We start from the raw sequence: 20,325 nt of genomic DNA, 5'->3' as shown, positions 1-20,325 counted from the left end.
GGATGGCCCATCGCGGCGGCCCACGGATTCAAGCCGGAGTGAGGGCACACCGAGCCTAAGCGAGGTGCCGAGTGTTGGGGCAAGAGCCCTTTGGTTACTTTGGGGCTTTTCCAAAGTGACCCGCCGTAAGGGCGGAACCTTAAGCCGCCGTTACCCAAATATCGGATATGCCCCCAATCACAACCCCTGACTCCCCCGAATCAAATCATAAGCCTTCCTGGCAATCGGATTCGCCGTATTCGGCCGAATCCAAAGGTAATACGTCACCTCCGGCAACCGCGGCAACCCATCCGTCTCCCCCAACACCCGCATATCCGGCCCCAGCATTTCCATACTCCGCGGCGTCACCCCCAACCCCGCCCGAGTCGCCGCCTTGATCCCGATCAAATTCGAAGCCAGATACGCCTGGCGCCAAGGAATATTCGCCTGCTCCAACGCCTCCAGCGCATAACGCCGATAAATGCTCGGCTCATCCACCAGAATCAACGGCAACGGCTCACTCGGCTGGTGAATATACTGGGCCGAACAAATCCACCACACCGGGGACGTGCGCAACGCAAACCCCTCAAGATTCGGATCGGACCGCGTGGAAATCACCATATCCACCTTGCCCCGATGCAAGTCATCCATCAAAAACGGACTGCGCCCCACATCGATCTCCAACCGCAAACGCGGTGCCGAGCGGGCGATGTGACTGAGGATCGGCGGCAGTATCGTGTCAGCAATATCGTGGGGCGAGCCAATACGCAGCACACCACTCAGGCTGCTCTCACGCAGCGAATTCAACGCATCGTCATTCAACGACAGCATCTGCCGCGCATGGCGCAGCAACTGCAAGCCAGGCTCGGTCAGTTGCTTTTGCCGGCCACGCTTCTCGAACAGACTGACCCCCACTTGCTGCTCCAAGCGTTGCATGTGCTGGGTCACGGACGATTGGGTGCGCGACAGGTGCATACCGGCGCCGGCGAAGCTGTGGTGGTCGACCACGGCAATAAAGGTGCGCAGCAGTTCAAGGTCAAGGGTCGACATGGCCGGCTCCAGAGGCGGTTTTTATATCAAGGGTGTGAAGTTAAACATTACAGATATTTATGTATGGGTGAAGCGTATTTTTAGCGCGCCCCGTAAATAGTGGCATATGTCGTAATCGTAGGTCGTGCAGACACGACAAGTTATAACGATATGAGATATTTGCATTTCCGTTGCCCCCACACTCTCCCTAGCATGCCCCTCCATCAGGTCGGGGTACGCCGATCATTTGCCAGGGGGAAGTCCAATGAAGTTGAAAAAATGGTTGCCGGTGGCCCTCGGGTCGATCATCGCGTTGGGCAGCAGTGTGGCGGCGCAGGCCGATGCGACCCTGGACAAGATCGAGCAGCGTCATGTGCTGGTGGTCGGCGTGCTGTTGTCTGGCGGGCCATTCGGCAGCATTGACCCGGCCACGCAAAAGCCCAAGGGCTTGAACGTCGACCTGGCCAACGAACTGGGGCGTCAACTCAAGGCAGAGGTGCAATTGGTGCCGGTGTTGCCGGCCAACCGTGTGCAGTTCCTGCAACAGGGCAAGGTCGACTTGCTGATCGCCAATATGGAATGGACCGCCGAGCGCGGTGAGATCCTCGGTTTTGTGCCGACCCCGTTCTACCGTATTGGCGGCGCGGCGGCGGTGCTCAAGGACAGCAAGATCGCCCGCTGGGAAGACCTCAAGGATCAGCCCGTGTGCACTTCGCAGGGCAGCAGCTACGTGAAGCCGCTGACTGAGTTCGGCGCGCAGCTCAAGGCATTCAAGAGTTCTTCCGAATCCTTGTTGGCCCTGCGTGGCAACAACTGCGTGGCGGCGGTGCATGACTCGACGCTGATCAACCCGCTGATCAATGACAGCCCTGAGTGGAAGGACTACCGCGTCATCACCCCGGAACTCAACCCGGCGCCTTCGGTGATCTGGACCCGTCGCGGCGAAAGCGATACCCAGGCCAAGCTCGATCCGATCGTCAAGGAGCTGCACCGCAGCGGCTGGCTGATCGATGCCCAGACCCGCAACCGCATCAGCCCGGCTTCACCTGCGTTGGTGGAATTGCAGCAACAGTTCAAGGGCGCCTGATATGCACTTCAAGACCTTCACCGCCCTCGGCCTGGCGCTGTGCGCTGGCTTCGCCCAGGCCGATGCCACCCTCGACAAGATCCAGCAACGCCACGCCATCAGCGTCGGGGTGATTCTCAGCGGGCCACCGTTCGGCACCCTGGACCCCAAGACCGGTGAGCACCTGGGCTACAACGTCGAACTGGCCAAGGGCATCGGCGAGGCGCTGGGTGTCGAGACCAAGACCGTGTCGGTACTGGCGCCCAACCGCGTGCAGTTCCTGCAGCAGGGCAAGGTCGACATCCTGATCGCCAATATGCAGTTCACCGAAGAGCGTGCCGAGATCCTCGATTACGTGCCTACGCCCTACGAAGAAGTCGGCGGCGCGGCGTTGATCCGCAAAGGCGCTGGCATCCAGCAGTGGGCCGACCTCAAGGACAAACCGGTGTGCGTGTCCCAGGGCAGCAACTTCATAAAACCGCTGCAAGAGACCTACGGCGCACAGATCAAGGCGTTCCGCAGCCAGTCCGAGTCGCTGTTGTCGCTGCGCGGCAATGGATGTGTGGCGGCGGTGCACGTCAGCCCGACCATACACGCTTTGCTCAGTGATGCCGAGTGGGAGGGCTATGAAATCCCGTTGCCGGGCGACCTGATTCCGTCCAACTCGGTGATCTGGATCCGCAAGGGCGAACACGACACCCAGGCCAAGCTCGATGCCATCGTGAAGGGTTGGCATAAAAGCGGTTTCCTGATCGCCCTCGGCGAGCGTACCGGCATGGCGCCGTCCCAGGCCCTGCGCGATTTGCATGAGCAATACAGCCATGAGTGATGAGTTGTTCGCCACCTTGCAACAGTTGCTCGGCGCGGCCCATGTGCAAACCAGCGAGCAAGCGGCGCACTGCCTCACTGACAAACAGGGCCGCTACACCGGCCACGTGATCGCGGCGGTGCATCCGGCCAACACCGAGGAAGTGGCGGCGGTGGTGCGTGCCTGCGTGGCGCTGAAGGCGCCCATCGTGGTGCAGGGTGGCAATACGGGGTTGATGGCCGGTGCTACGCCGGATGCCAGCGGACGTTCGGTGTTGCTGTTGCTGGATCGCATGAACCGCGTGCGCTCGGTCGACACCGACAACGACACCCTGACCGTGGAAGCCGGGTGCATCCTGCAGACTGTCCAGGACGCGGCCCGTGCAGCCGATCGCCTGTTTCCCCTGAGCCTCGGCGCTGAGGGCAGTTGCACCCTTGGCGGCAACCTTGGCACCAATGCCGGCGGCACCGGCGTGCTGCGTTATGGCAATACCCGTGAGCTGACCCTGGGCCTGGAAGTGGTGACCGCCGAAGGCGAGATCTGGCATGGCCTGCGCGGGTTGCGCAAGGACAACACCGGCTATGACTTGCGCGACCTGTATATCGGCAGCGAAGGTACCCTGGGCATTATCACGGCTGCCACCTTGAAGCTGTTTCCGCTGCCCAAGGCCCAGGCGACCGCATTGCTGGCGTTTGATGAGCTGGCGCAAGCCGTCGCTTTTCTGTCCCATGCCCGTGCCCGTTTTGGTGCGAGCCTGACGGCATTTGAATTACTCACTGCTGATTGCCTGGCGCTGTTGCGCGATCAGTTTCCGGAAGGCCCGCAGCCGTTCAAGACGGCCGATCAGCCCTGGTTCGCCCTGATTGAGCTTTCTGACAACCACGGCGAAAGCCATGCCCGCGAAGCCTTCGAAGCGGTGCTTGGCGAGGCCTTCGAAAAGCAGTTGATCAGCGACGCCCTGATCGCTGAAAGCCTGGCGCAAAGCGAAGCCCTGTGGTTGCTGCGCGAAAACATGAGCGAGGCGCAAAAGCGTGCCGGGCGCAATATGAAGCACGATATCTCGGTGCCGATCTCGCAAGTGGTCGCCTTTGTGGCGCACACCGACGCGTTGTTGCAGCAGCATTTTCCCAAGGTGCGTCACTTCACCTTCGGCCACTTGGGCGACGGCAACCTGCATTACAACGTGGCCCAAGTGGCCGAAGGTGAAGTGACGCACCTTGGGCCACTTGGGCGACGGCAACCTGCATTACAACGTGGCCCATCCACTGGATTCGACAGTGGACGCGCACATGGCGCACTACGCCGAACTCAGCGCCCTGGTGCACGACAGTGCCCATGCCCACGGTGGCTCGATCAGTGCCGAGCACGGCGTCGGCCAACGCAAGGTCGGCCTGCTCAGCCGCTATAAAAGCCCGGTGGAGCTGGACCTGATGCGCCGCATCAAGCAGGCGCTGGATCCGCACAACCTGCTCAACCCCGGCAAAGTCCTTGAGGTACAGCCATGACCCTACGCCTGTCCCAACGCGTGCAGCGGGTGTCGCTGTCCGCCAACGCCGCCGCCAAATCCCGCGCCACTGAGTTGCGCGAGGCGGGGCGCGATATCCTCGATCTCACCACCGGCGAGCCGGATTTCGATACCCCCGAACACATCAAGCAGGCGGCCTATGCCGCGATCGCGGGCGGTGCCACCAAATACACGCCGACGCCCGGTGTAAAAGCCTTGCGCTTGGCCGTGCAACGCAAGCTCGCGGATGAAAACCGCCTGGACTATCCACTGTCGTCCATTGTGATCGCCAACGGCGCCAAGCAGATCATCTTCAACGCGTTTGCCGCGACCCTGGATGACGGTGATGAAGTGCTGGTGCCGACACCCTATTGGCCGTCGTTCCCCGACAGCGTGCGCTTCAATGGCGGCGAGCCGGTGTTCATCGCATGTGGGCTGGAGCAGGGCTGCAAACTGCTGCCGGCCCAGTTGGAACAGCACCTCACTGCGCGTACGCGCTGGCTGATCCTCAATGGCCCTGGCAACCCGAGCGGCGCGGTGTACAGCGAAACCGAACTGCGCGAGTTGGCCGAAGTGCTGCGTCGTCATCCCCAGGTGCTGGTCCTGCTGGATGAACTCTACGAACACATCCGTTTCGACGGCCGCCCTGCGCAGAGCCTGTTAAACGTCGCTCCGGACTTGCTCGACCGCTGTCTGCTGGTGGGCGGCGTGTCCAAGACTTACGCGATGACGGGCTGGCGCATCGGCTTTGGGGCGGGGCCGAAAACCTTGACCGATGCCATCGCAGTGGTGCAATCCCAATCCACTTCTGGTGCGTCCTCGGTGGGCCAGGCGGCTGCATTGGCGGCTTACAACGGTGGGCTGGACTTTCTTGCGGAGCACGTCGCGGCTTATCAATTGCGCCGGGATATTCTGGTGGAAACGCTTGCAGCCGTTGACGGCCTTGAGGTCCTGGAGCCCCAGGGCGGTTTCTTCGTCTTCGTGCGTTGCGCCGGGCTGCTGGGACGCGTTCGCCCGGACGGCCAGCGCGTCAACAACGACGATGACCTGGTGGCCTGGCTGTTGGAGGAGGGCGTCGCCGGAGTGGCGGGCAGTGCCTATGGCCTGTCGCCGTGGTTCCGCCTGTCCATCGCCACGGCGACTGACAGCGTTGCAGAAGCCGGACGGCGTATCGCAAGCGCCTGCGGAAAGTTGCAATGATGGAGGTTTTTGTCCATTGGGCTGCGGGTATCGGCCTGAACTACAACTTTCTGTTGGATGCCTACCAGCGTGGCACGCTGGTCCAGGGCGCGCTGACCACTGGCCTGCTGTGCCTGTTCACCATTATTGGCAGCCTGTTGGCGGGCATCACGCTCGCAGCGATGCTCACCTCGGGTAACCCGTGGCTGGCCAAACCGGCGCGGGTGTTCGTCGAAGTCACGCGCAACACGCCGACCCTGGTGCAGCTGTACTGCGCATTCCTCGTGCTGAACATGCTGCTGACCCAGGCAGTCGGTGCGGCCAACCCGCTGACGCCGTTTGCCTGGGTGGTGATCGTGATCTCCCTGCACAAAGGTGCGTTTCATGCCGAGGCTTTGCGCGCCGGCATCGAAGCAGTGCCTGCCGTGACCCTGGAAGCTGCCAGTTCCCTTGCTTTCAGCAGCCGGCAGTTGCTGTGGAATGTGCAGTTGCCCCTGGCGCTGCGTTTTGCCCTGCCGTCGCTGATCAACAACCTGATCGACCTGGTGAAGATGACCGCCGTGGCTTCCGCGATTGCGGTGGGCGACATCACCTACGCGGCCATCATGATCTGGACCCAGAGCGATAACGTGCTGGAACTGATGATCCTGATCCTGAGCTTTTTCGGCCTGCTGAGTTTTATCGTCAATTGTGTGGGGCGCTGGCTGGAAGCGCGCCTGAGGATGCCCGGCTATGGCCATTGATTCATTCCCGGTGTTGTCGGCGTTGCTGCAATGGTCACCGGCACTCGTGGCCGGTTTCGGCCAGAACATCCTGATCAGCGTGGTGGCGATTGCCCTGGGCTCGGTGCTGGGGTTGTTGATCGGTGCGTTGGCCTTGTCGCCGTTGGGCTTTGTCGCGCGGCTGTGGGTGCAGGTGTTTCGCAATGCGCCGTGGCTGGTGCTGATCTATTTCACCACCTATGTGTTTCCGTTCGAGATCCACATCGGCAGCAGCTACGTGTCGTTCCCCGATTGGGTCAAGGTCACCATCGGCCTGGCGTTGCCGGCCAGCGCCAACGTGGCGGAGATCTTCCGCGGCGCCATCGGTTCGATCCCCAGCACCCAGTGGGAAGCCGCGCGTTCCCTGGCGTTCACCCGTGGCCAGTTGTTCCGTTCGATCATCCTGCCGCAGTGCTTCAAGCGCATGTTGCCGCCGTGGATGAACCTGTACGCCGTGGTCACCATGGGCACCGCGCTGGCTTCACTGGTGGGCGTGCATGACGTGATCGACACCGCACAGATCGCCAGCAACACCGTGAACATGACTGGCTTTACCGTGCTGATCTACTTGAGCCTGCTGGTGCTGTTCTTTGCCTATTGCTACCCGATTTCCCGTCTCACCCAACACCTGGAGCGCCGTTATGCCTTCTATTGAACCCTTGGTGAGCCTGCGGGACGTACACCTGTCGTTCGGCGCCAACCCGGTGCTCAAGGGCATCGACCTGGAGGTGCTGCGCGGCCAGGCGGTGTCGATCATTGGCCCGTCGGGCTCGGGCAAGTCGACGATCCTGCGATGCATCACCGGTTTGTTGCAGCCCCAGCGCGGCAGCATCCGCGTGGGCCAGACCCAGGTCGATACCTTGGCCCAGGAAGCCCAGCGCATCGAGTTGCGCAAACGCGTCGGGTTTGTGTTCCAGCAGTACAACCTGTTCCCGCACTTGTCGGTGCTGGAAAACCTGGTGATCGCCCCGCGCAAGGTGCTGGGCCGCAACCGTGCCGACGCCGAGAAAGACGCCCGCGCCTTGCTGGCCAAGGTGCGCATGGAGCACAAGGCCGATGCCTATCCCGGCCAACTGTCCGGTGGCCAGCAGCAACGCGTGGCGATTGCCCGTGCCCTGGCGATGCGTCCGGAGCTGATCCTGTTTGACGAAGTGACGTCGGCACTGGACCCGGAGACCGTCGGCGAAGTGCTGACGGTGATCCGCGAACTTACCGAAGAGGGCATGACCTGCGTGTTGGTCACCCACGAAATGCGCTTCGCCGAAGAGATCAGCGACGTGGTGTATTTCACCGAAAACGGCGTGATTGTCGAGCATGGCAGCGCGCAGCAGATCTTCCAGAACCCGGCCAGCGAACGCACTCAGACGTTCCTGCGCCATGCCCTGGGCGACACGGGGCGCCGTGGCCCCATCGCCCACGACCCGTACCTGTTGACCAACTTGAGCCGTTACAGCCTGTCTGTCTGATAAGAGGAAATTCGTGATGAGTATCGATAACCGTGCCGACGTGATCGAAGCGTTTTTGCAGCAGATCCGCGTCATCAACCAGCGTGGCGTAGACCGCGCGGCCTTGGATGAAATCGTTGGGCTGCTGGAAAACCTCGCCCAGCGCCGCGACCTGTTCAACTTTTATGAATTCCCCGCGCCGGTGCCGGGGCAGGGCAGCACGGCGTTCCGCTATCGCCTGAATGACGACGGTGATACGCCGACGCTCTACCTGAATTCGCTGTTGCCGGGCAAAAGCACGATCCCGCATAACCACGAGACCTGGGCGATCATCAGTGCCATCGAAGGCCAGGAGATCAACTACGTCTATGCCCGCAGTGATGAAGGTCGCGAGCCGGGGTTCACCACCCTGACGCTGGAGAAAGAAGTGATCGTGCAGCCGGGCACCTCGATTTCGTTCCTCGGTGAAGACCTGCATGGCATCAAGGTCGAGGGCGAGCAGGCGACGTTGCATTTCCACCTGTATGGCTTGCCGCTGGAATCGCTGAACGGCCGGTATGGCGTGGAAGCGGACGGTCGCATCCTCAACTACAACGCCTCGCAGATGGCGCCGTCGATCAAGGCCTACGCATGATCGACCTTTATTACTGGCCAACCGGCAACGGCTTGAAGGTCGGCATCCTGCTCGAAGAGCTGGGGGTGGAATACCGCTTGGTGCCGGTGAATATCCGCGAAGGCCAGCAAAAACAGGCGGACTTCCAGCGCATCAGTGCCAATGGGCGCATCCCGGCGATTGTCGACTATCGCCCGGAGGTGCCGCTGAGCCTGTTCGAATCCGGCGCGATCCTCAATTACCTGGCCGACAGCGCCGGGCAGTTCTTGCCACCAGCGGGCACCGCCGAGCGGCAAAAGGTCCAGGAATGGTTGTTCTGGCAGGTGGGGCATATCACCCCGTATCTGAGCCAGTTGCAGCTGTTCAAGGAGAAGGCTCCGGAGCCGATTGCGTTTGCCCTCGACCTGCTCAACGCCGAAGCCACACGCTTGTATCGGGTGCTGGAACAACGCCTGGCCGAGGTGCCCTATGTTGCGGGCGAATACTCGGTGGCGGACATGGCGATCTTCCCGTGGATTCAACCGCAGCGGCAGGGCCAGGACTTGGCCGATTACCCCCGTATCCAGGCCTGGCGTGAGCGCATCAAGGCGCGGCCGGCGGTGCAGCGTGCCTATGCCAAGGGTCGCGAAGTGGCCGCGGGCGAACGTTCGTTGGCGTTGCAGTAACTCTTTTCTTCAATTGTTGGGACTTCCATGAGCCAGACCATCACCCCCAGTCAACTGCAGCAATGGCTGTTCGACGGGCAGGAAATCGCCCTGTTCGACGTGCGCGAACACGGCCAATACGGTGAAGCCCACCTGTTTCACGGGGTGAACCTGCCCTATAGCCGTCTGGAACTGGAGGTACGCCGACTGGCGCCTAACCCCCAGGTGCGCCTGGTGATCTACGACCAGGATGGCGGTGATGTGGCGGCGCGCACGGCGCAACGTTTACGGGTGCTGGGTTATAGCCGCGTGCATGTGTTGGAGGGGGGCGCCGAAGGTTGGCAGGCCGCCGGCTTGCAGCTGTTTGCCGGGGTGCACGTGCCATCCAAGGCGTTTGGCGAGTTGGTCGAAGAGGCCAGCCACACACCGCATGTGACTGCTCGGCAATTGGCGGACTGGCAAGCGCGCGGCGAACCGTTGGTGGTGCTGGACGGTCGGCCGTTCGATGAATACCGCAAGATGACCATTCCCGGCTCCATCTGCTGCCCCAATGGTGAACTGGGCTACCGCGTGCATGACCTGGTGCCGGATGACAGCACGCCCATCGTGGTCAACTGCGCCGGGCGCACCCGCAGCATCATCGGCGCGCAGACCTTGATCAACCTGGGTCTGAAGAATCCGATCTATGCCTTGGAAAACGGCACCCAGGGCTGGTACTTGGAAGATTTCCAACTGGAACACGGCAGCACCCGGCGATATGCGGATCACGTCAGCAGCGATCTTGCCCAGCAGCGCCAGGCGGCGCAGCGACTGGCCGAGCGGGCAGGGGTGGTGACGGTGTCGGCGGATCAGGTGCGCCAGTGGGCCGATGACGCCCAACGTAGTCTGTTTCTGTGCGACGTGCGCACGGGTGAAGAGTTCGCACTCGGCACATTGCCGGGTGCGCAACATACGCCGGGGGGGCAGTTGATCCAGTCCACCGACCTTTACATCGGCGTGCGCCAGGCGCGCATTGTGCTGGTGGACAGTGATGGTGTGCGTGCACCGATTGTTGCCAGTTGGGGCATGAGGCGTATGTATTGAACGGTGGCATCGACAGCGGGCTGGCCTTGCCGGTGTTGCAGCCGGTGGCGTATGAGCCGCTGCCGTTGATCAGCCCTCGTGCTTTTGACTTGGGGGACGTCAACCTGATCGACCTGCGCCCGAGCATGGTCTTTCGAAAGGGGCATATTCCCGGTTCCCGGTGGTCGATCCGTTCGTTGCTGGAAACCGATCAGCGTCCGCTGGTACTGGTGGCGGATGATCCTGCGTTGGCCGCCTTCGCCGCCCAAGGGTTACAGGCGCAGCTGCTCGACGGCGGTTTCGCCGCCTGGGCCGCGGCCGGTCTGCCGGTGAGTGAGGACCCGCAAAACCCGCCCGACGCTCAGTGCATAGACTTCCTGTTCTTCACCCACGACCGCCACAGTGGCAACAAGGACGCTGCGCGCCAGTACCTGGCCTGGGAAATTGGCCTGTTGGCGCAGATGAGCACGGCGGAGATCGCCAGCCTCAAGCCGTTGGCCGCTCCATCGCGGGTGCGCACTCGGTTGATTCACGCGGCTCGCACCGAAAAAGGCCATGGCGGCCGCGCGGTCAACGTGCCGATTACACGCATCAGCACCGTGCTGTTCGACAACCTGGCGCAGATGCGCGACGCCCGTGCCCGCCGTGACAGCGAGCGGGTGTTGACCTACGGCGCACGCGGCAACCCGACTTCCCATGCCTTGGAAGACCTGGTCACCGAACTGGAGGGCGGCTATCGCACTCGTCTCTACGGCACCGGGCTGGCTGCAGCGGCCCAGGTGTTCCTGGCGTATCTGCGCCCCGGCGATCACGTGCTGATCACCGATGCGGTGTATTCGCCGGTGCGCAAGTTGGCTCGCGAGTTCCTGCAGCCGTTCGGCATTGAAGTCAGCTATTTTTCGCCGGACGGCAAAGGCCTGGAAGCCCAGCTGCAAGCCAATACCAAACTGGTCTACGCCGAAGTCCCGGGTTCGTTGCTCTACGAACTGTGCGACCTGCCCGCCATTGGCGCGTTGTGCAAGCCGCGCAATGTCCTGCTGGCCGTGGACAACACCTGGGGCTCGGGCTACCTGTATCGACCGCTGGCGTTGGGCGCAGACATCTCCATCATGGCCCTCACCAAATATCTCAGCGGTCATAGCGACGTGATGATGGGCAGCGTATCCACCACCCAGGCCGCGTGGCCGGCGCTGGGCCGGATGAGCGATACCTTCGGCAATGCCGTGAGTGCCGACGATGCCTATCTGGTCCTGCGCGGTGCACGCACTCTGGCCTCGCGCCTGGATGTGCATGAGCGACAGGCGCTGGATGTCGCGCTGTGGTTGCAGGCGCAGCCGCAGGTCAAGCGCGTGTTCCATCCGGCCTTGCCCGAACATCCGGGGCACGCGCTGTGGCGGCGGGATTTCACTGGCAGTAATGGCTTGCTCTCATTTGAGTTGAGCAGCGCTGACCCGGCCTATCTCGAGCGCTTCATCGACGGTCTGCAACTGTTCGGATTGGGCGCTTCGTGGGGCGGCTATGAAAGCCTGGTCACCGTGGCCGATACCCAGGACCGCGACAGCGCGGCGGACCGAAGGCTGAACCCGGTGGTACGCCTGCATATCGGACTGGAAGATGTGGCGGCGCTGATCGAGGACCTGCAACGCGGGTTTGCGCTGGCGGGCTAAGGCAAAAAACGCTCCCACCGTGGGTGGGAGCGTTCGCCGGTCAGTGCTTGACCGGCGTTGGCAGGGTCACCAGGTTGACGTAGCCATCCCAGAATTTCTTCTGGTCCACGCCGAACACCACCTTGGCTTTCTGCGTGCCCACGGGCGCGCCTTTCTGGTAGCCGAGTGCACGGCCGTAGTCGGCGCCGAAGGTGGCGTCCACATCGACCCACAGTTCCCGGGACTCGGTGACGATGTCCGGGTTGACCAGGTACAGCGCCGGCAAGCTGTCCCAGGTAAAGCTGTGGTAGCTCGGATCCTTGTCGAACAGCGGGCCGAACTCGTGCTTGTACAGGTCGGCAATCGCGCCTTTCTGGGCAATCACGCGCTGGTACACCGTTTTATCGAAGGTGACTTTCTCGCACACATCGTTCGGGAAAATCACGTGTTCGATCGGCGAGCGCAGCACGATCTTTGCGGCCTCCGGGTCGAACCACCAGTTGAATTCCGCCGCCGGTGTGGTGTTGCCCGGAATCTCCAGGGCGCCGCCCATGTACACGATGCGCTTGATCAGCGGCACGATATCCGGCGCCGAACGGATCGCCAGGGCGACGTTGGTCAGCGGGCCGACCGCCAGGATCGTCACCTGATGCGGGTTGGCGCGTACGCTGTCGACGATGAATTGCGCGGCGGTTTCCTTGCGCAATGGGGTGTGCGTCGCCAGGCCATCCGGCGGTGCGATCAACTGCGTGGGCGAAGTCGGGCGGGGGTTCTTGAATGCCCCCGGCCAGCCGGAGCCGAACAGCGCCTTTTCCGCCTCGTAGGTGGCGTAGTCATGCAGCAACGGGTAGGCAGCGCCGGAGTAGACGCCAACCTCTTTCTCCACGCCCATGCGTTCAACGGCCTTGAGCGCATCGACCTGCTCTTGGTCAACCCAAGCGTTGCCGCTGACCAGGGTCATGCCCAGCAACTCGATACGTTTTTGCGCATGGAGCTGGGCGAGCATGATGAAGGCCTGGCCGTCATCGTTGAGCACGTTGAAGTCGGTGTCGAAAATGACTTTTTCCGCAGCCTGGACGGTGCCGGCACACAGGCCGACGGCAACCAGCAGCGCGCAGCTTTTCAGGAAACCTTGCATGGTGATTCATCCGAAAAATTGTTGTTGTTAACGGTTCACCAGTTTCGCCGGCAAGGCGATGACCAGGAAGCTGCTGAGGATCAGGCAGCCGGCGAAAAACCACAAGGCACCGGCGCTGCTGCCTGTGACGTCGATCGCAACGCCCATCAACGAGTTGCTCACCAAGCCTGCGATATTCGCCACCGAACAGGCCAGGGCAAAACCGGTGGCCGCCGCCGTGCCTTTGAGAAAGGTCGCCGGCAGGCTGAAGAACACCGGCACCGCGCCGATGATCGCCGCCGAAGCAATCGCGAACAGCGCTACCGTGGCCGCCACGTTATGGGTGAAGAACGTGCTGGTGGCCATGGCCGCCGCGCCGATGAAAAACGGCACGATGATGTGCCAGCGGCGTTCGCGGTGTTTGTCGGAGCTGGCGCCAATCAGCAGCATGCCGAGCAGGGCGGCGACGCTCGGTAGTGCAGTGAGCACGCCGATATGGAAGGTGTCGGTGACCCCGGCGTTGCGGATGAACGTCGGCATCCAGAAGCCCATGGCGTAGGCGCTGAGCAGGATCGAGAAGTCGATACCACCGAGCATCCACACCTTGAGGTTGAAGAAACCGTCGCGGAAGCTGTGCTTGCTGGCGGCGCCATCGGCGTCGTCTTTGCGCAGCTCGGTTTCCAACAGGGCTTTTTCCTCGTCCGACAGCCATTTGGCTTGCTGGTAGGTGTTGGGCAGGGCCCAGAAGGTCAGCACGCCCAGCAACACGCTGGGCACCGCTTCGATCAGGAACAGCCACTGCCAGCCGCGCAGGCCGCCCATGTGGTCGAAGTGGCCCATGATCCAGCCGGACAGCGGGCCGCCGATCACGCTGGAGAGCGGCAGGCCGATCATGAACAACGCGATGATGCGCCCGCGCCGATGGGTGGGAAACCAGGTAGTCAGGTAGTACAACACACCCGGCAGAAAGCCCGCCTCGGCGGCGCCGAGCAGGAAACGCAGGATGTAGAACTGGGTGGTGGAGGTGACCAGCATGGTGCAGGCCGAGAGCAGGCCCCAGGTGATCATGATGCGCGCGATCCAGATCTTCGCGCCGACCCGCTCCAGCACCAGGTTGCTGGGGACTTCAAAGATGATATAGCCGACAAAGAACAGCCCGGCGCCGAGGCCGAACGCGGTTTCGCTGAACTGCAACTGATCGAGCATCTGCAACTTGGCGAAGCCGATGTTGATGCGGTCCAGGTAGGCGGCCAGGTAGCAGAAGCACAGGAAGGGGATCAGCTTCCAGGTGATCTTGTGGTAGAGCGTGTTGACGGGGTCTGCGACCGAGGTCGCGGGCGCTGCATTCGCAATGGGCATTGGGTGTCTCCTGGCGGTGACTTATGGTTTTTATACAGCCGCTTTTGTTCCAGCACTTCGGAGTGCTGTAGAAGCGACTTCCAAAGGCAGTGTCAGAAGACTGAGTCGGTCCTGCTGGAGGTGATCAAGTGTGGGAGCGGGCTTGCTCGCGAATGCGGTGTATCAGTGACAGATATGTTGACTGACACACCGCATTCGCGAGCAAGCCCGCTCCCACATTGGATTGCATTCCAAAGTGGACGCTCAGTTTTTTCAAGACCGTGCTCTTTGGCACGGTTCTCATGAATCCTTATTGCTCCCTGAACTTGCGCATTGCCTCCTGCTTGCTCACCACGTCGCCATACTTGCTGTCGATATCGAACAGGTTGGCTTCATGGGGCGCCGGGTGCCGATCGCCGACGCATTCGCGCACGACGATGGTGCGAAACCCGTGTTGCACCGCATCCACCGCCGTGGCACGGATGCAGCCGCTGGTGGAACAGCCGGCCAGCACGACGGTGTCGATGCCCTGGGCATGCAGCATTGGCGCCAGGCTGCTGCCGAAAAACGCACTGGCGTACTGTTTGGTAATGACGACTTCCTCGGCCAGTGGCAGTACCTCGGCGCAGAACGCCGCGAGTGGGTTGCCTTCGACCATGTCCTTCATCACCGGGGCTTTTTTCACCCAGATCCCGCCATCGACGAAATGGCCGGGATGGTAGCGGATATTGGTGTGCACCACCGCAATCCCGTGTTGGCGTGCGGTGGCCAGCAGCTCAACGCTTTCTGCCACGGCCGTGACCACGCCGGGCGCGAACAGCGGCGCGCCTTCGGTGGTGTAGCCCTGCATAAAGTCGATCATCAGCAGCGCGGCTTTTTTGCCAAAGCCGATGCGGTTGCCCCATACGCCCTGGTAGTTGGCGTCGGCGGATTGTTCACTCATCTTTAAACCCCCTCAGTAAGCGCCAGAGAGCAGTGCACCGGCACCCGGCACGATGGGCTCCAGGTCCAACGCCTTGAGCATCGCGTAGGTGGTGGCAATGGCGGCGGTGAGTACCGGTTTGCCGGTTTGTGCCTCGACCTTGGCCACCACCGGCAGCGATTGCATCTGCACGCAGGCGGACAGCACGATCACATCGACGCCTTCCAGGTTCATCCCGGCGACGATGGCCGGCAGGTTGGCCGGGTCGTGGCGGGCCACTTCGAGGTTGTCGGGGATTTCCAGGGCGCGCCAATCCACCACTTCAAAGCCTTCTTCACGGATGTAGTTCACCACCAGCTCGGTCAGCGGTTTCATGTACGGCGCGACGATCGCGATGCGCTTGGCGCCCATTATTTTCAGGCCTTCGATCAAGGCGCCGGCGCTGGTGATCACGGGCGCGTTGGCGTCGTTGTCAGCGGTGGCTTTGCGCAGGCGCTGTTCGGAGTTGCGGTGATAACCCAAGCCCATGGCCATGATCGCCACCAGGCAGGCGTAGCCCAGCACATCGACCTTGGCGTCGGACAACTCGACAGCGCAGCGGTCGGACTCGCCGTCCATGGCCGCCAGTTCTTCCTTGCGCACTTGCTTCATGCGCATGCGGCTGGAGTGAAAGGTGAAGCGCTCGGGACGTATTGCCTGGCGCGCGGTGAGCATCGCCGGAATCTCGGTTTCCATGGTGGTGTTGGAGCTCGGCACGATTTGGCCGATGCGGTAAGGCTTCTGCATGGGGGTCTCCATTCTTATTGTGTGAGGAAGTCGCCGAGGGCGACGAAGAAACCGTCGAGGTCGTCCCACGGAATCATGTGGCCGGCGTCTGGCACGCGGGCGACTTGGACGCTCGGTTGCAGGTCCTGGATTTCGGCAATGTCCTCATCAAGGATCACGCCGCCACGCCCGGCCACCATCAACAGGGTAGGGGCCTTGAGGAGGGGCAGGTCCTGGTGGAAATCCACTTCGTGAAAGTCATTGAAGGCACGCACGATGGCGGGCTCGTAGCAGGTGTGCAGCCATTCGGCGCGCAGTTGCAGTTGTTCCTGGGTCCAGGTGGCGCAGAAGGCGCGCATCGCCTGCGCGTCCATGCCGACCAGGGATTGGCGGATCGAATCGACGTACCACGGCAGCTTGCTCGGGTATTCGCGTCGGCCTGGGCCTGAGACCGGTGGGTCGATCAACACCACGCGCTTCACGCCTTGAGGGTGTTTGACGGCACTGCGCACGGCAAAGCGTGCACCCATGGAGTGGCCCATCAGGTGGTAGCTGTCCAGGTTCAATGCGTCGGCAAAGGCACCGATGTCCTCGGCGCAGGTGTCCGCGCTGTAATTCAGCTCGGGACCGGTCGAAGACAGGCCGCGACCGCGCACATCCAGCACATAGGTGTCGAACTGCGCGCCGAGGCGCTCGGCAACAAAGCCCCAGGTGATGGCCGGGCTGGTGATGCCGGGGATCAGGATCAGCACCGGGCCCTTGCCGCCATAACGCAGGTAGTGCTGGCGAATGCCGTTGGCCTGCACATTGCCGCCGTAGAGAAAAGTGCTCACGCGGCCACCCCCGATTTCAGTTCCTGGGCGTACAGGTCATAGCCATAAACCCAGGCCGGATCTTCCTGGGTGCGCAGCCAGGTGTTGGCATTGGACACGGCCTGCACGCGGGATGCGCGTTCCTTGCGGTTGGCTTCGTAGAGCTGGAAGGCGGTGCGGTAGTCGCTGATGCCGGTTTCCTGCAGGCAGCGGGTGAGCATCGCCGCGTCTTCGATGGCCATGCCGGCGCCCTGGGCCATGTGCGGTTTCATCGGGTGGCAGGCATCGCCGAGCAACACCAGGCGCCCACGGCTCCACAGCGGCAACGGGTTGCGGTTGCGCAGCGGCCATTTGGTCACGCTTTCGGTGGATTCGATCAGGGCCTGCACGGTGGGGTGGTAGCCCTTGAAGGCGTCGAACATCTCTTCGCGGCTGCTGTCGACGAACGCACCCTGGAAGTCCCATTCGGCATGGGGCACGCCAGTCACGTAGTAGTACTCGTCGCGCTTGCCGGTGGTGTAGTAGACCATCATGTGGCGGTCTTCGGTCCACCACTTGATGCAGTCTTCGAACTTCAGGTCGTACTTGGCGAGCTGGTCACCCCGGATCAGCGCACGGTGCGCGACCCAGCCGCTGTACAGCGGTTTTTCCACGCCGAGCAGTTCTTCGCGGATCTTGGAATTGATGCCGTCGGCGCCGATCACGATGTCGGCGTAGGTCACCTGGCCGTCGGCGAAGGTCAGGCGTACCTGGGTGTCGGTTTCTTCAAGGGTTTCCAGGCGTTTGTTGAAGTGCAGGGTACCGGGCTTGAGGGTGGACATCTGCAGCGCATGCAGGTCGCCACGGTGCACGGTGATGTAGGACGCGCCGTAGCCGGTGAGCGGGATGCGCGAGAGGTAGTCGCCGCTTTCGCCGCAACGGCTGAACCAGTGCTCAGGGTGCGAGCCCATCAGGTCCAGCTGCTTTTCGATGCCCATGCGGCGGAAGATTTTCATGATGTTGGGGCCCATGTGGATCCCTGCGCCCAACCGGGAAAACTCCGGCGCCTGCTCGTAGACATCCACGTCGAAGCCGGCTTGCTGCAACAGGGTGGCCGCGGCGGCACCGCCCAGGCCTGCGCCGACGATGGCGATTTTCTGAGTGCTTCCCATGGGGCGTGTTCCTCTCTCTTTTTGATTTTCGGCGGCGTCTGTCCGCAAGGTTTTTAAAGTGTATACGCTCATTTTTTAAAATGGGAAGCCTGTCTTTGCAAATTTATTTTTTGGCCGAATTTGTCCTGTGTAACGGTTTGTTGTTAGTAATTGCTAGGTTTGTTTCGATAGGTAACGTTTTTATGCACCGCTTGCAGTCTGACTACAATTCGGGTCTTATCGTTATTAAATGGCGTACACGCTATAAAAATGCACTAGAGTGAAGCGCAGTGCCTGAACTTGGTGCAGGCCCACAGGAGACAGCAAAATGCCGGTAAGTGATTGCGAACTGACCCAGATGTTTGAACACGTGTTGACGCTGTCCAAGGTCGACCCGACCCAGAGCGTTGCCGTGCTCAAGAGCCATTACTCCGACCCGCGCACCGTGCGTGCCGCGATGGACGCCGCGCAGCGCCTGGGGGCCAAGGTGTATGCGGTGGAGTTGCCGTCGTTCAACCATCCCAGGGCGATGGGCAACGACATGACCGCCTACTGCGGCGACACTGCACTCACCGGCAATATCGCCGCCCAGCGTGCACTGGAAGCCGCCGACTTGATCGTCGACACCATGATGCTGCTGCACTCGCCAGAGCAGGAGCAGATCCTCAAGACCGGCACGCGCATCCTGCTGGCGGTGGAGCCGCCGGAAGTGTTGGCGCGCATGTTGCCGACCGAAGAAGACAAGGTGCGCGTGCTGGCGGCCGAGCAGCTACTCAAAAAAGCGCGTTCGATCCACGTGAAATCCCGCGCCGGCAGTGACTTCCGCGCCGCTTTGGGACAGTACCCCTCGGTGACGGAATATGGTTTTGCCGATGAGCCGGGGCGCTGGGACCATTGGCCGAGTGGTTTCCTGTTCTCCTGGCCCAACGAAGAAACCGCCGAAGGCGTGCTGGTGCTGGACATCGGTGACATCCTGCTGCCGTTCAAGACCTATACCCGCGAGAAGATCACCCTGGAGATCGAGAAGGGCTTCATCACTAACATCCACGGTGGTTTCGAGGCTGAATACCTGCGTGACTACATGAAGTACTTCAACGACCCCGAGGTGTACGGCATCTCCCATATCGGCTGGGGCCTGCAGCCACGGGCGCAGTGGACGGCCATGGGCTTGCACGACAAGAACGACGGCATGTGCATGGACGCGCGGGCGTTCTATGGCAATTTCCTGTTCTCCACCGGGCCGAACACCGAAGTGGGCGGGACGCGCAAGACGCCTTGCCATATGGATATTCCGCTGCGCAATTGCGATGTGTACCTGGATGATGAAGCCGTTGTGATTGCCGGGGATGTGGTGGCGCCGCAAGCCTCCCGCGCCCGCTGATCAGAGGTGTGGGGATGGAGTATCATGCCTCCCCACCTTAACCACCCACCGAGCTCCGCCGTGCCAGATTCCTACGTATTTTCTGAACAAGTCGGCCACCTGTTGCGCAAGGCCTACCAGCGCCACCTGGCGATCTTTCAGCAGAATGTTGGCGATTCCCAGCTCACCGCCGTGCAGTTCGTCACCCTGTGTGCACTGCGCGATCACGGTGCAAGCTCGCTGACCGAACTGGTCAAGGCCACGGCCGTGGACCAGGCGACCATTCGCGGCATCGTCGAGCGGCTCAAGGCCAAGGCGCTGATCAGCCTGGAACCGGACCCGCAGGACAAGCGCAAAGTGGTGGTGGACCTGTCCCCGGCAGGCGCCGAACTGGTTGCCCAGACCGCGCCGCGCGCTGCGCAGATCAGCGAATTGACCCTGAGCAATCTCAACCCGGCCGAACGGGTCGCGGTGTTGTTCCTGTTGCGCAAGATGATCGACGACCCGCAGGAATAATCCCAGCTGGCATCGATCTTGCTCTGAGTTCATGTAGTAGCCACTTCATCCGTCAAGTGTGTCGTGAGACCCCAGGTCCACGACGCTTTTTTTTGACTGTTTGATGAAGTGATTACTTCACCAACTGTTACGGGCGAAGCGAATGATCAGCCAGCACATCACGGTAACGCTTGAGGTCAACGGGCAGAAAAGCGACGTCAGCGCCATGGCGGACACGCCGCTGTTGCTGGTGCTGCGCAATGACCTGGAACTCAATGGCCCCAAATACGGCTGCGGCCTGGGGGAGTGCGGTGCCTGCACCGTAATCATCGATGGAGTGGCTGCCCGTTCCTGTGTGTTTCCGTTGTCGGGGGCTGTGGGCCGCGAGATTGTCACCCTGGAAGGTCTGGGCTCACGTCAGGATCCGCACCCGGTGCAACAAGCCTTTATCGACGAGCAGGCCGCGCAATGTGGCTACTGCCTCAACGGCATGATCATGACCACCAAGGCCTTGCTCGACCGTAACCCCAACCCCAGCGAAGCCGAGGTGCGCAACGAGCTGTCGGGCAACCTCTGCCGTTGCGGCACCCATATCGAAATCCTGCGCGCCGTGCTGCGTGCGGCCCGCCTGATGACCGTGGATTGATGAC

Annotated in this window: 18 protein-coding genes and 2 pseudogenes; 13 read left to right on the top strand and 7 right to left on the bottom strand. The window is 61.8% G+C overall.

The features are described from left to right. Nucleotides 1-177: 177 nt before the first annotated feature. Nucleotides 178-1,029, bottom strand: coding sequence for a LysR substrate-binding domain-containing protein (locus HX823_RS19515; RefSeq protein WP_038851183.1), 852 nt, complete (start codon nt 1,027-1,029; stop codon nt 178-180). A gap of 244 nt (nt 1,030-1,273) precedes the next feature. Here HX823_RS19515 and HX823_RS19510 point away from each other — a divergent pair, with 244 nt between their 5' ends. The 10 genes and pseudogenes from HX823_RS19510 (at nt 1,274) to metC (ending at nt 11,757) form a co-directional block, all read left to right on the top strand. Beyond that, complete coding sequence (locus tag HX823_RS19510) at nt 1,274-2,095, top strand: transporter substrate-binding domain-containing protein (RefSeq protein WP_038851184.1); 822 nt, start codon at nt 1,274-1,276, stop codon at nt 2,093-2,095. A gap of 1 nt (nt 2,096) precedes the next feature. Beyond that, nucleotides 2,097-2,903, top strand: coding sequence for a transporter substrate-binding domain-containing protein (locus HX823_RS19505; RefSeq protein WP_177076169.1), 807 nt, complete (start codon nt 2,097-2,099; stop codon nt 2,901-2,903). Further along, a pseudogene (locus HX823_RS19500) lies at nt 2,896-4,387 on the top strand (FAD-binding oxidoreductase). Before HX823_RS19505 ends, HX823_RS19500 begins: the two are co-directional and overlap by 8 nt. Continuing rightward, on the top strand, nt 4,384-5,586 hold the full coding sequence (locus HX823_RS19495; RefSeq protein ID WP_177076167.1) for an aminotransferase class I/II-fold pyridoxal phosphate-dependent enzyme: 1,203 nt from the start codon (nt 4,384-4,386) through the stop codon (nt 5,584-5,586). The pseudogene HX823_RS19500 and the gene HX823_RS19495 overlap by 4 nt, the downstream one beginning before the upstream one ends. Beyond that, nucleotides 5,583-6,308, top strand: coding sequence for an amino acid ABC transporter permease (locus tag HX823_RS19490; RefSeq protein WP_016977968.1), 726 nt, complete (start codon nt 5,583-5,585; stop codon nt 6,306-6,308). Before HX823_RS19495 ends, HX823_RS19490 begins: the two co-directional genes overlap by 4 nt. Next, complete coding sequence (locus HX823_RS19485; protein ID WP_038851189.1) at nt 6,298-6,981, top strand: amino acid ABC transporter permease; 684 nt, start codon at nt 6,298-6,300, stop codon at nt 6,979-6,981. Before HX823_RS19490 ends, HX823_RS19485 begins: the two co-directional genes overlap by 11 nt. After that, nucleotides 6,968-7,792 (top strand): amino acid ABC transporter ATP-binding protein, encoded by an 825-nt coding sequence (locus HX823_RS19480; protein ID WP_177076165.1) that lies wholly within the window; start codon nt 6,968-6,970, stop codon nt 7,790-7,792. The genes HX823_RS19485 and HX823_RS19480 overlap by 14 nt, the downstream gene beginning before the upstream one ends. A 16-nt stretch (nt 7,793-7,808) precedes the next feature. Continuing rightward, entirely contained in the window at nt 7,809-8,405 is a 597-nt protein-coding gene (locus HX823_RS19475) for a cysteine dioxygenase (RefSeq protein ID WP_177076163.1), read from the top strand. Next, the gene (locus HX823_RS19470; RefSeq protein ID WP_177076161.1) at nt 8,402-9,049 is read left to right on the top strand and encodes a glutathione S-transferase family protein; all 648 of its coding nucleotides are present in this window, start codon (nt 8,402-8,404) and stop codon (nt 9,047-9,049) included. Before HX823_RS19475 ends, HX823_RS19470 begins: the two co-directional genes overlap by 4 nt. A 27-nt stretch (nt 9,050-9,076) precedes the next feature. Further along, a pseudogene (gene metC, locus HX823_RS19465) lies at nt 9,077-11,757 on the top strand (cystathionine beta-lyase). Between the two features lie 40 nt (nt 11,758-11,797). Here the strand turns inward: metC and HX823_RS19460 are convergent. The 6 genes from HX823_RS19460 to HX823_RS19435 form a co-directional block, all read right to left on the bottom strand. Continuing rightward, nucleotides 11,798-12,874, bottom strand: a complete 1,077-nt coding sequence (locus tag HX823_RS19460; protein ID WP_177076159.1) for a nucleoside hydrolase — start codon at nt 12,872-12,874, stop codon at nt 11,798-11,800. Between the two features lie 27 nt (nt 12,875-12,901). After that, nucleotides 12,902-14,212 (bottom strand): MFS transporter, encoded by a 1,311-nt coding sequence (locus HX823_RS19455; protein WP_177076157.1) that lies wholly within the window; start codon nt 14,210-14,212, stop codon nt 12,902-12,904. Nucleotides 14,213-14,501: 289 nt separating this feature from the next. Next, on the bottom strand, nt 14,502-15,134 hold the full coding sequence (locus HX823_RS19450; protein ID WP_177076155.1) for an N-carbamoylsarcosine amidohydrolase: 633 nt from the start codon (nt 15,132-15,134) through the stop codon (nt 14,502-14,504). A 12-nt stretch (nt 15,135-15,146) separates the two neighbouring features. Beyond that, complete coding sequence (locus HX823_RS19445; protein WP_033901622.1) at nt 15,147-15,899, bottom strand: Asp/Glu racemase; 753 nt, start codon at nt 15,897-15,899, stop codon at nt 15,147-15,149. Nucleotides 15,900-15,913: 14 nt separating this feature from the next. Then, a complete protein-coding gene (locus tag HX823_RS19440; RefSeq protein WP_038850413.1) occupies nt 15,914-16,711 on the bottom strand; it encodes an alpha/beta fold hydrolase in 798 nt (265 codons plus the stop codon). After that, nucleotides 16,708-17,841 (bottom strand): FAD-dependent monooxygenase, encoded by a 1,134-nt coding sequence (locus HX823_RS19435; protein ID WP_016977979.1) that lies wholly within the window; start codon nt 17,839-17,841, stop codon nt 16,708-16,710. The genes HX823_RS19440 and HX823_RS19435 overlap by 4 nt, the downstream gene beginning before the upstream one ends. 307 nt (nt 17,842-18,148) lie before the next feature. Here HX823_RS19435 and HX823_RS19430 point away from each other — a divergent pair, with 307 nt between their 5' ends. The 3 genes from HX823_RS19430 (at nt 18,149) to HX823_RS19420 (ending at nt 20,321) form a co-directional block, all read left to right on the top strand. Further along, nucleotides 18,149-19,201: a 2,5-dihydroxypyridine 5,6-dioxygenase gene (locus tag HX823_RS19430; RefSeq protein ID WP_038850416.1), complete on the top strand. Its 1,053-nt coding sequence runs from the start codon at nt 18,149-18,151 to the stop codon at nt 19,199-19,201. Nucleotides 19,202-19,261: 60 nt separating this feature from the next. Beyond that, a complete protein-coding gene (locus tag HX823_RS19425) occupies nt 19,262-19,696 on the top strand; it encodes a MarR family winged helix-turn-helix transcriptional regulator (protein WP_038850544.1) in 435 nt (144 codons plus the stop codon). A 142-nt stretch (nt 19,697-19,838) separates the two neighbouring features. Continuing rightward, nucleotides 19,839-20,321, top strand: coding sequence for a (2Fe-2S)-binding protein (locus HX823_RS19420; protein WP_033901618.1), 483 nt, complete (start codon nt 19,839-19,841; stop codon nt 20,319-20,321). Nucleotides 20,322-20,325 lie beyond the last annotated feature (4 nt).

The organism is Pseudomonas sp. P7759 (assembly GCF_013386445.1).
GTDB classification, from domain to species: domain Bacteria; phylum Pseudomonadota; class Gammaproteobacteria; order Pseudomonadales; family Pseudomonadaceae; genus Aquipseudomonas; species Aquipseudomonas azotoformans_A.
This window is presented reverse-complemented; position numbering and strand designations above follow the sequence as displayed.

What these genes read in the sequence shown, in the direction of transcription:
- HX823_RS19475 (WP_177076163.1), top strand. Translation starts at nt 7,809, where the DNA reads ATGAGTATCGATAACCGTGCCGACGTGATCGAAGCGTTTTTGCAGCAG.
- HX823_RS19460 (WP_177076159.1), bottom strand. Translation starts at nt 12,874, where the DNA reads ATGCAAGGTTTCCTGAAAAGCTGCGCGCTGCTGGTTGCCGTCGGCCTG.
- HX823_RS19450 (WP_177076155.1), bottom strand. Translation starts at nt 15,134, where the DNA reads ATGAGTGAACAATCCGCCGACGCCAACTACCAGGGCGTATGGGGCAAC.
- HX823_RS19510 (WP_038851184.1), top strand. Translation starts at nt 1,274, where the DNA reads ATGAAGTTGAAAAAATGGTTGCCGGTGGCCCTCGGGTCGATCATCGCG.
- HX823_RS19515 (WP_038851183.1), bottom strand. Translation starts at nt 1,029, where the DNA reads ATGTCGACCCTTGACCTTGAACTGCTGCGCACCTTTATTGCCGTGGTC.
- HX823_RS19495 (WP_177076167.1), top strand. Translation starts at nt 4,384, where the DNA reads ATGACCCTACGCCTGTCCCAACGCGTGCAGCGGGTGTCGCTGTCCGCC.
- HX823_RS19470 (WP_177076161.1), top strand. Translation starts at nt 8,402, where the DNA reads ATGATCGACCTTTATTACTGGCCAACCGGCAACGGCTTGAAGGTCGGC.
- HX823_RS19455 (WP_177076157.1), bottom strand. Translation starts at nt 14,212, where the DNA reads ATGCCCATTGCGAATGCAGCGCCCGCGACCTCGGTCGCAGACCCCGTC.
- HX823_RS19480 (WP_177076165.1), top strand. Translation starts at nt 6,968, where the DNA reads ATGCCTTCTATTGAACCCTTGGTGAGCCTGCGGGACGTACACCTGTCG.
- HX823_RS19485 (WP_038851189.1), top strand. Translation starts at nt 6,298, where the DNA reads ATGGCCATTGATTCATTCCCGGTGTTGTCGGCGTTGCTGCAATGGTCA.
- HX823_RS19430 (WP_038850416.1), top strand. Translation starts at nt 18,149, where the DNA reads ATGCCGGTAAGTGATTGCGAACTGACCCAGATGTTTGAACACGTGTTG.
- HX823_RS19505 (WP_177076169.1), top strand. Translation starts at nt 2,097, where the DNA reads ATGCACTTCAAGACCTTCACCGCCCTCGGCCTGGCGCTGTGCGCTGGC.
- HX823_RS19490 (WP_016977968.1), top strand. Translation starts at nt 5,583, where the DNA reads ATGATGGAGGTTTTTGTCCATTGGGCTGCGGGTATCGGCCTGAACTAC.
- HX823_RS19420 (WP_033901618.1), top strand. Translation starts at nt 19,839, where the DNA reads ATGATCAGCCAGCACATCACGGTAACGCTTGAGGTCAACGGGCAGAAA.
- HX823_RS19435 (WP_016977979.1), bottom strand. Translation starts at nt 17,841, where the DNA reads ATGGGAAGCACTCAGAAAATCGCCATCGTCGGCGCAGGCCTGGGCGGT.
- HX823_RS19445 (WP_033901622.1), bottom strand. Translation starts at nt 15,899, where the DNA reads ATGCAGAAGCCTTACCGCATCGGCCAAATCGTGCCGAGCTCCAACACC.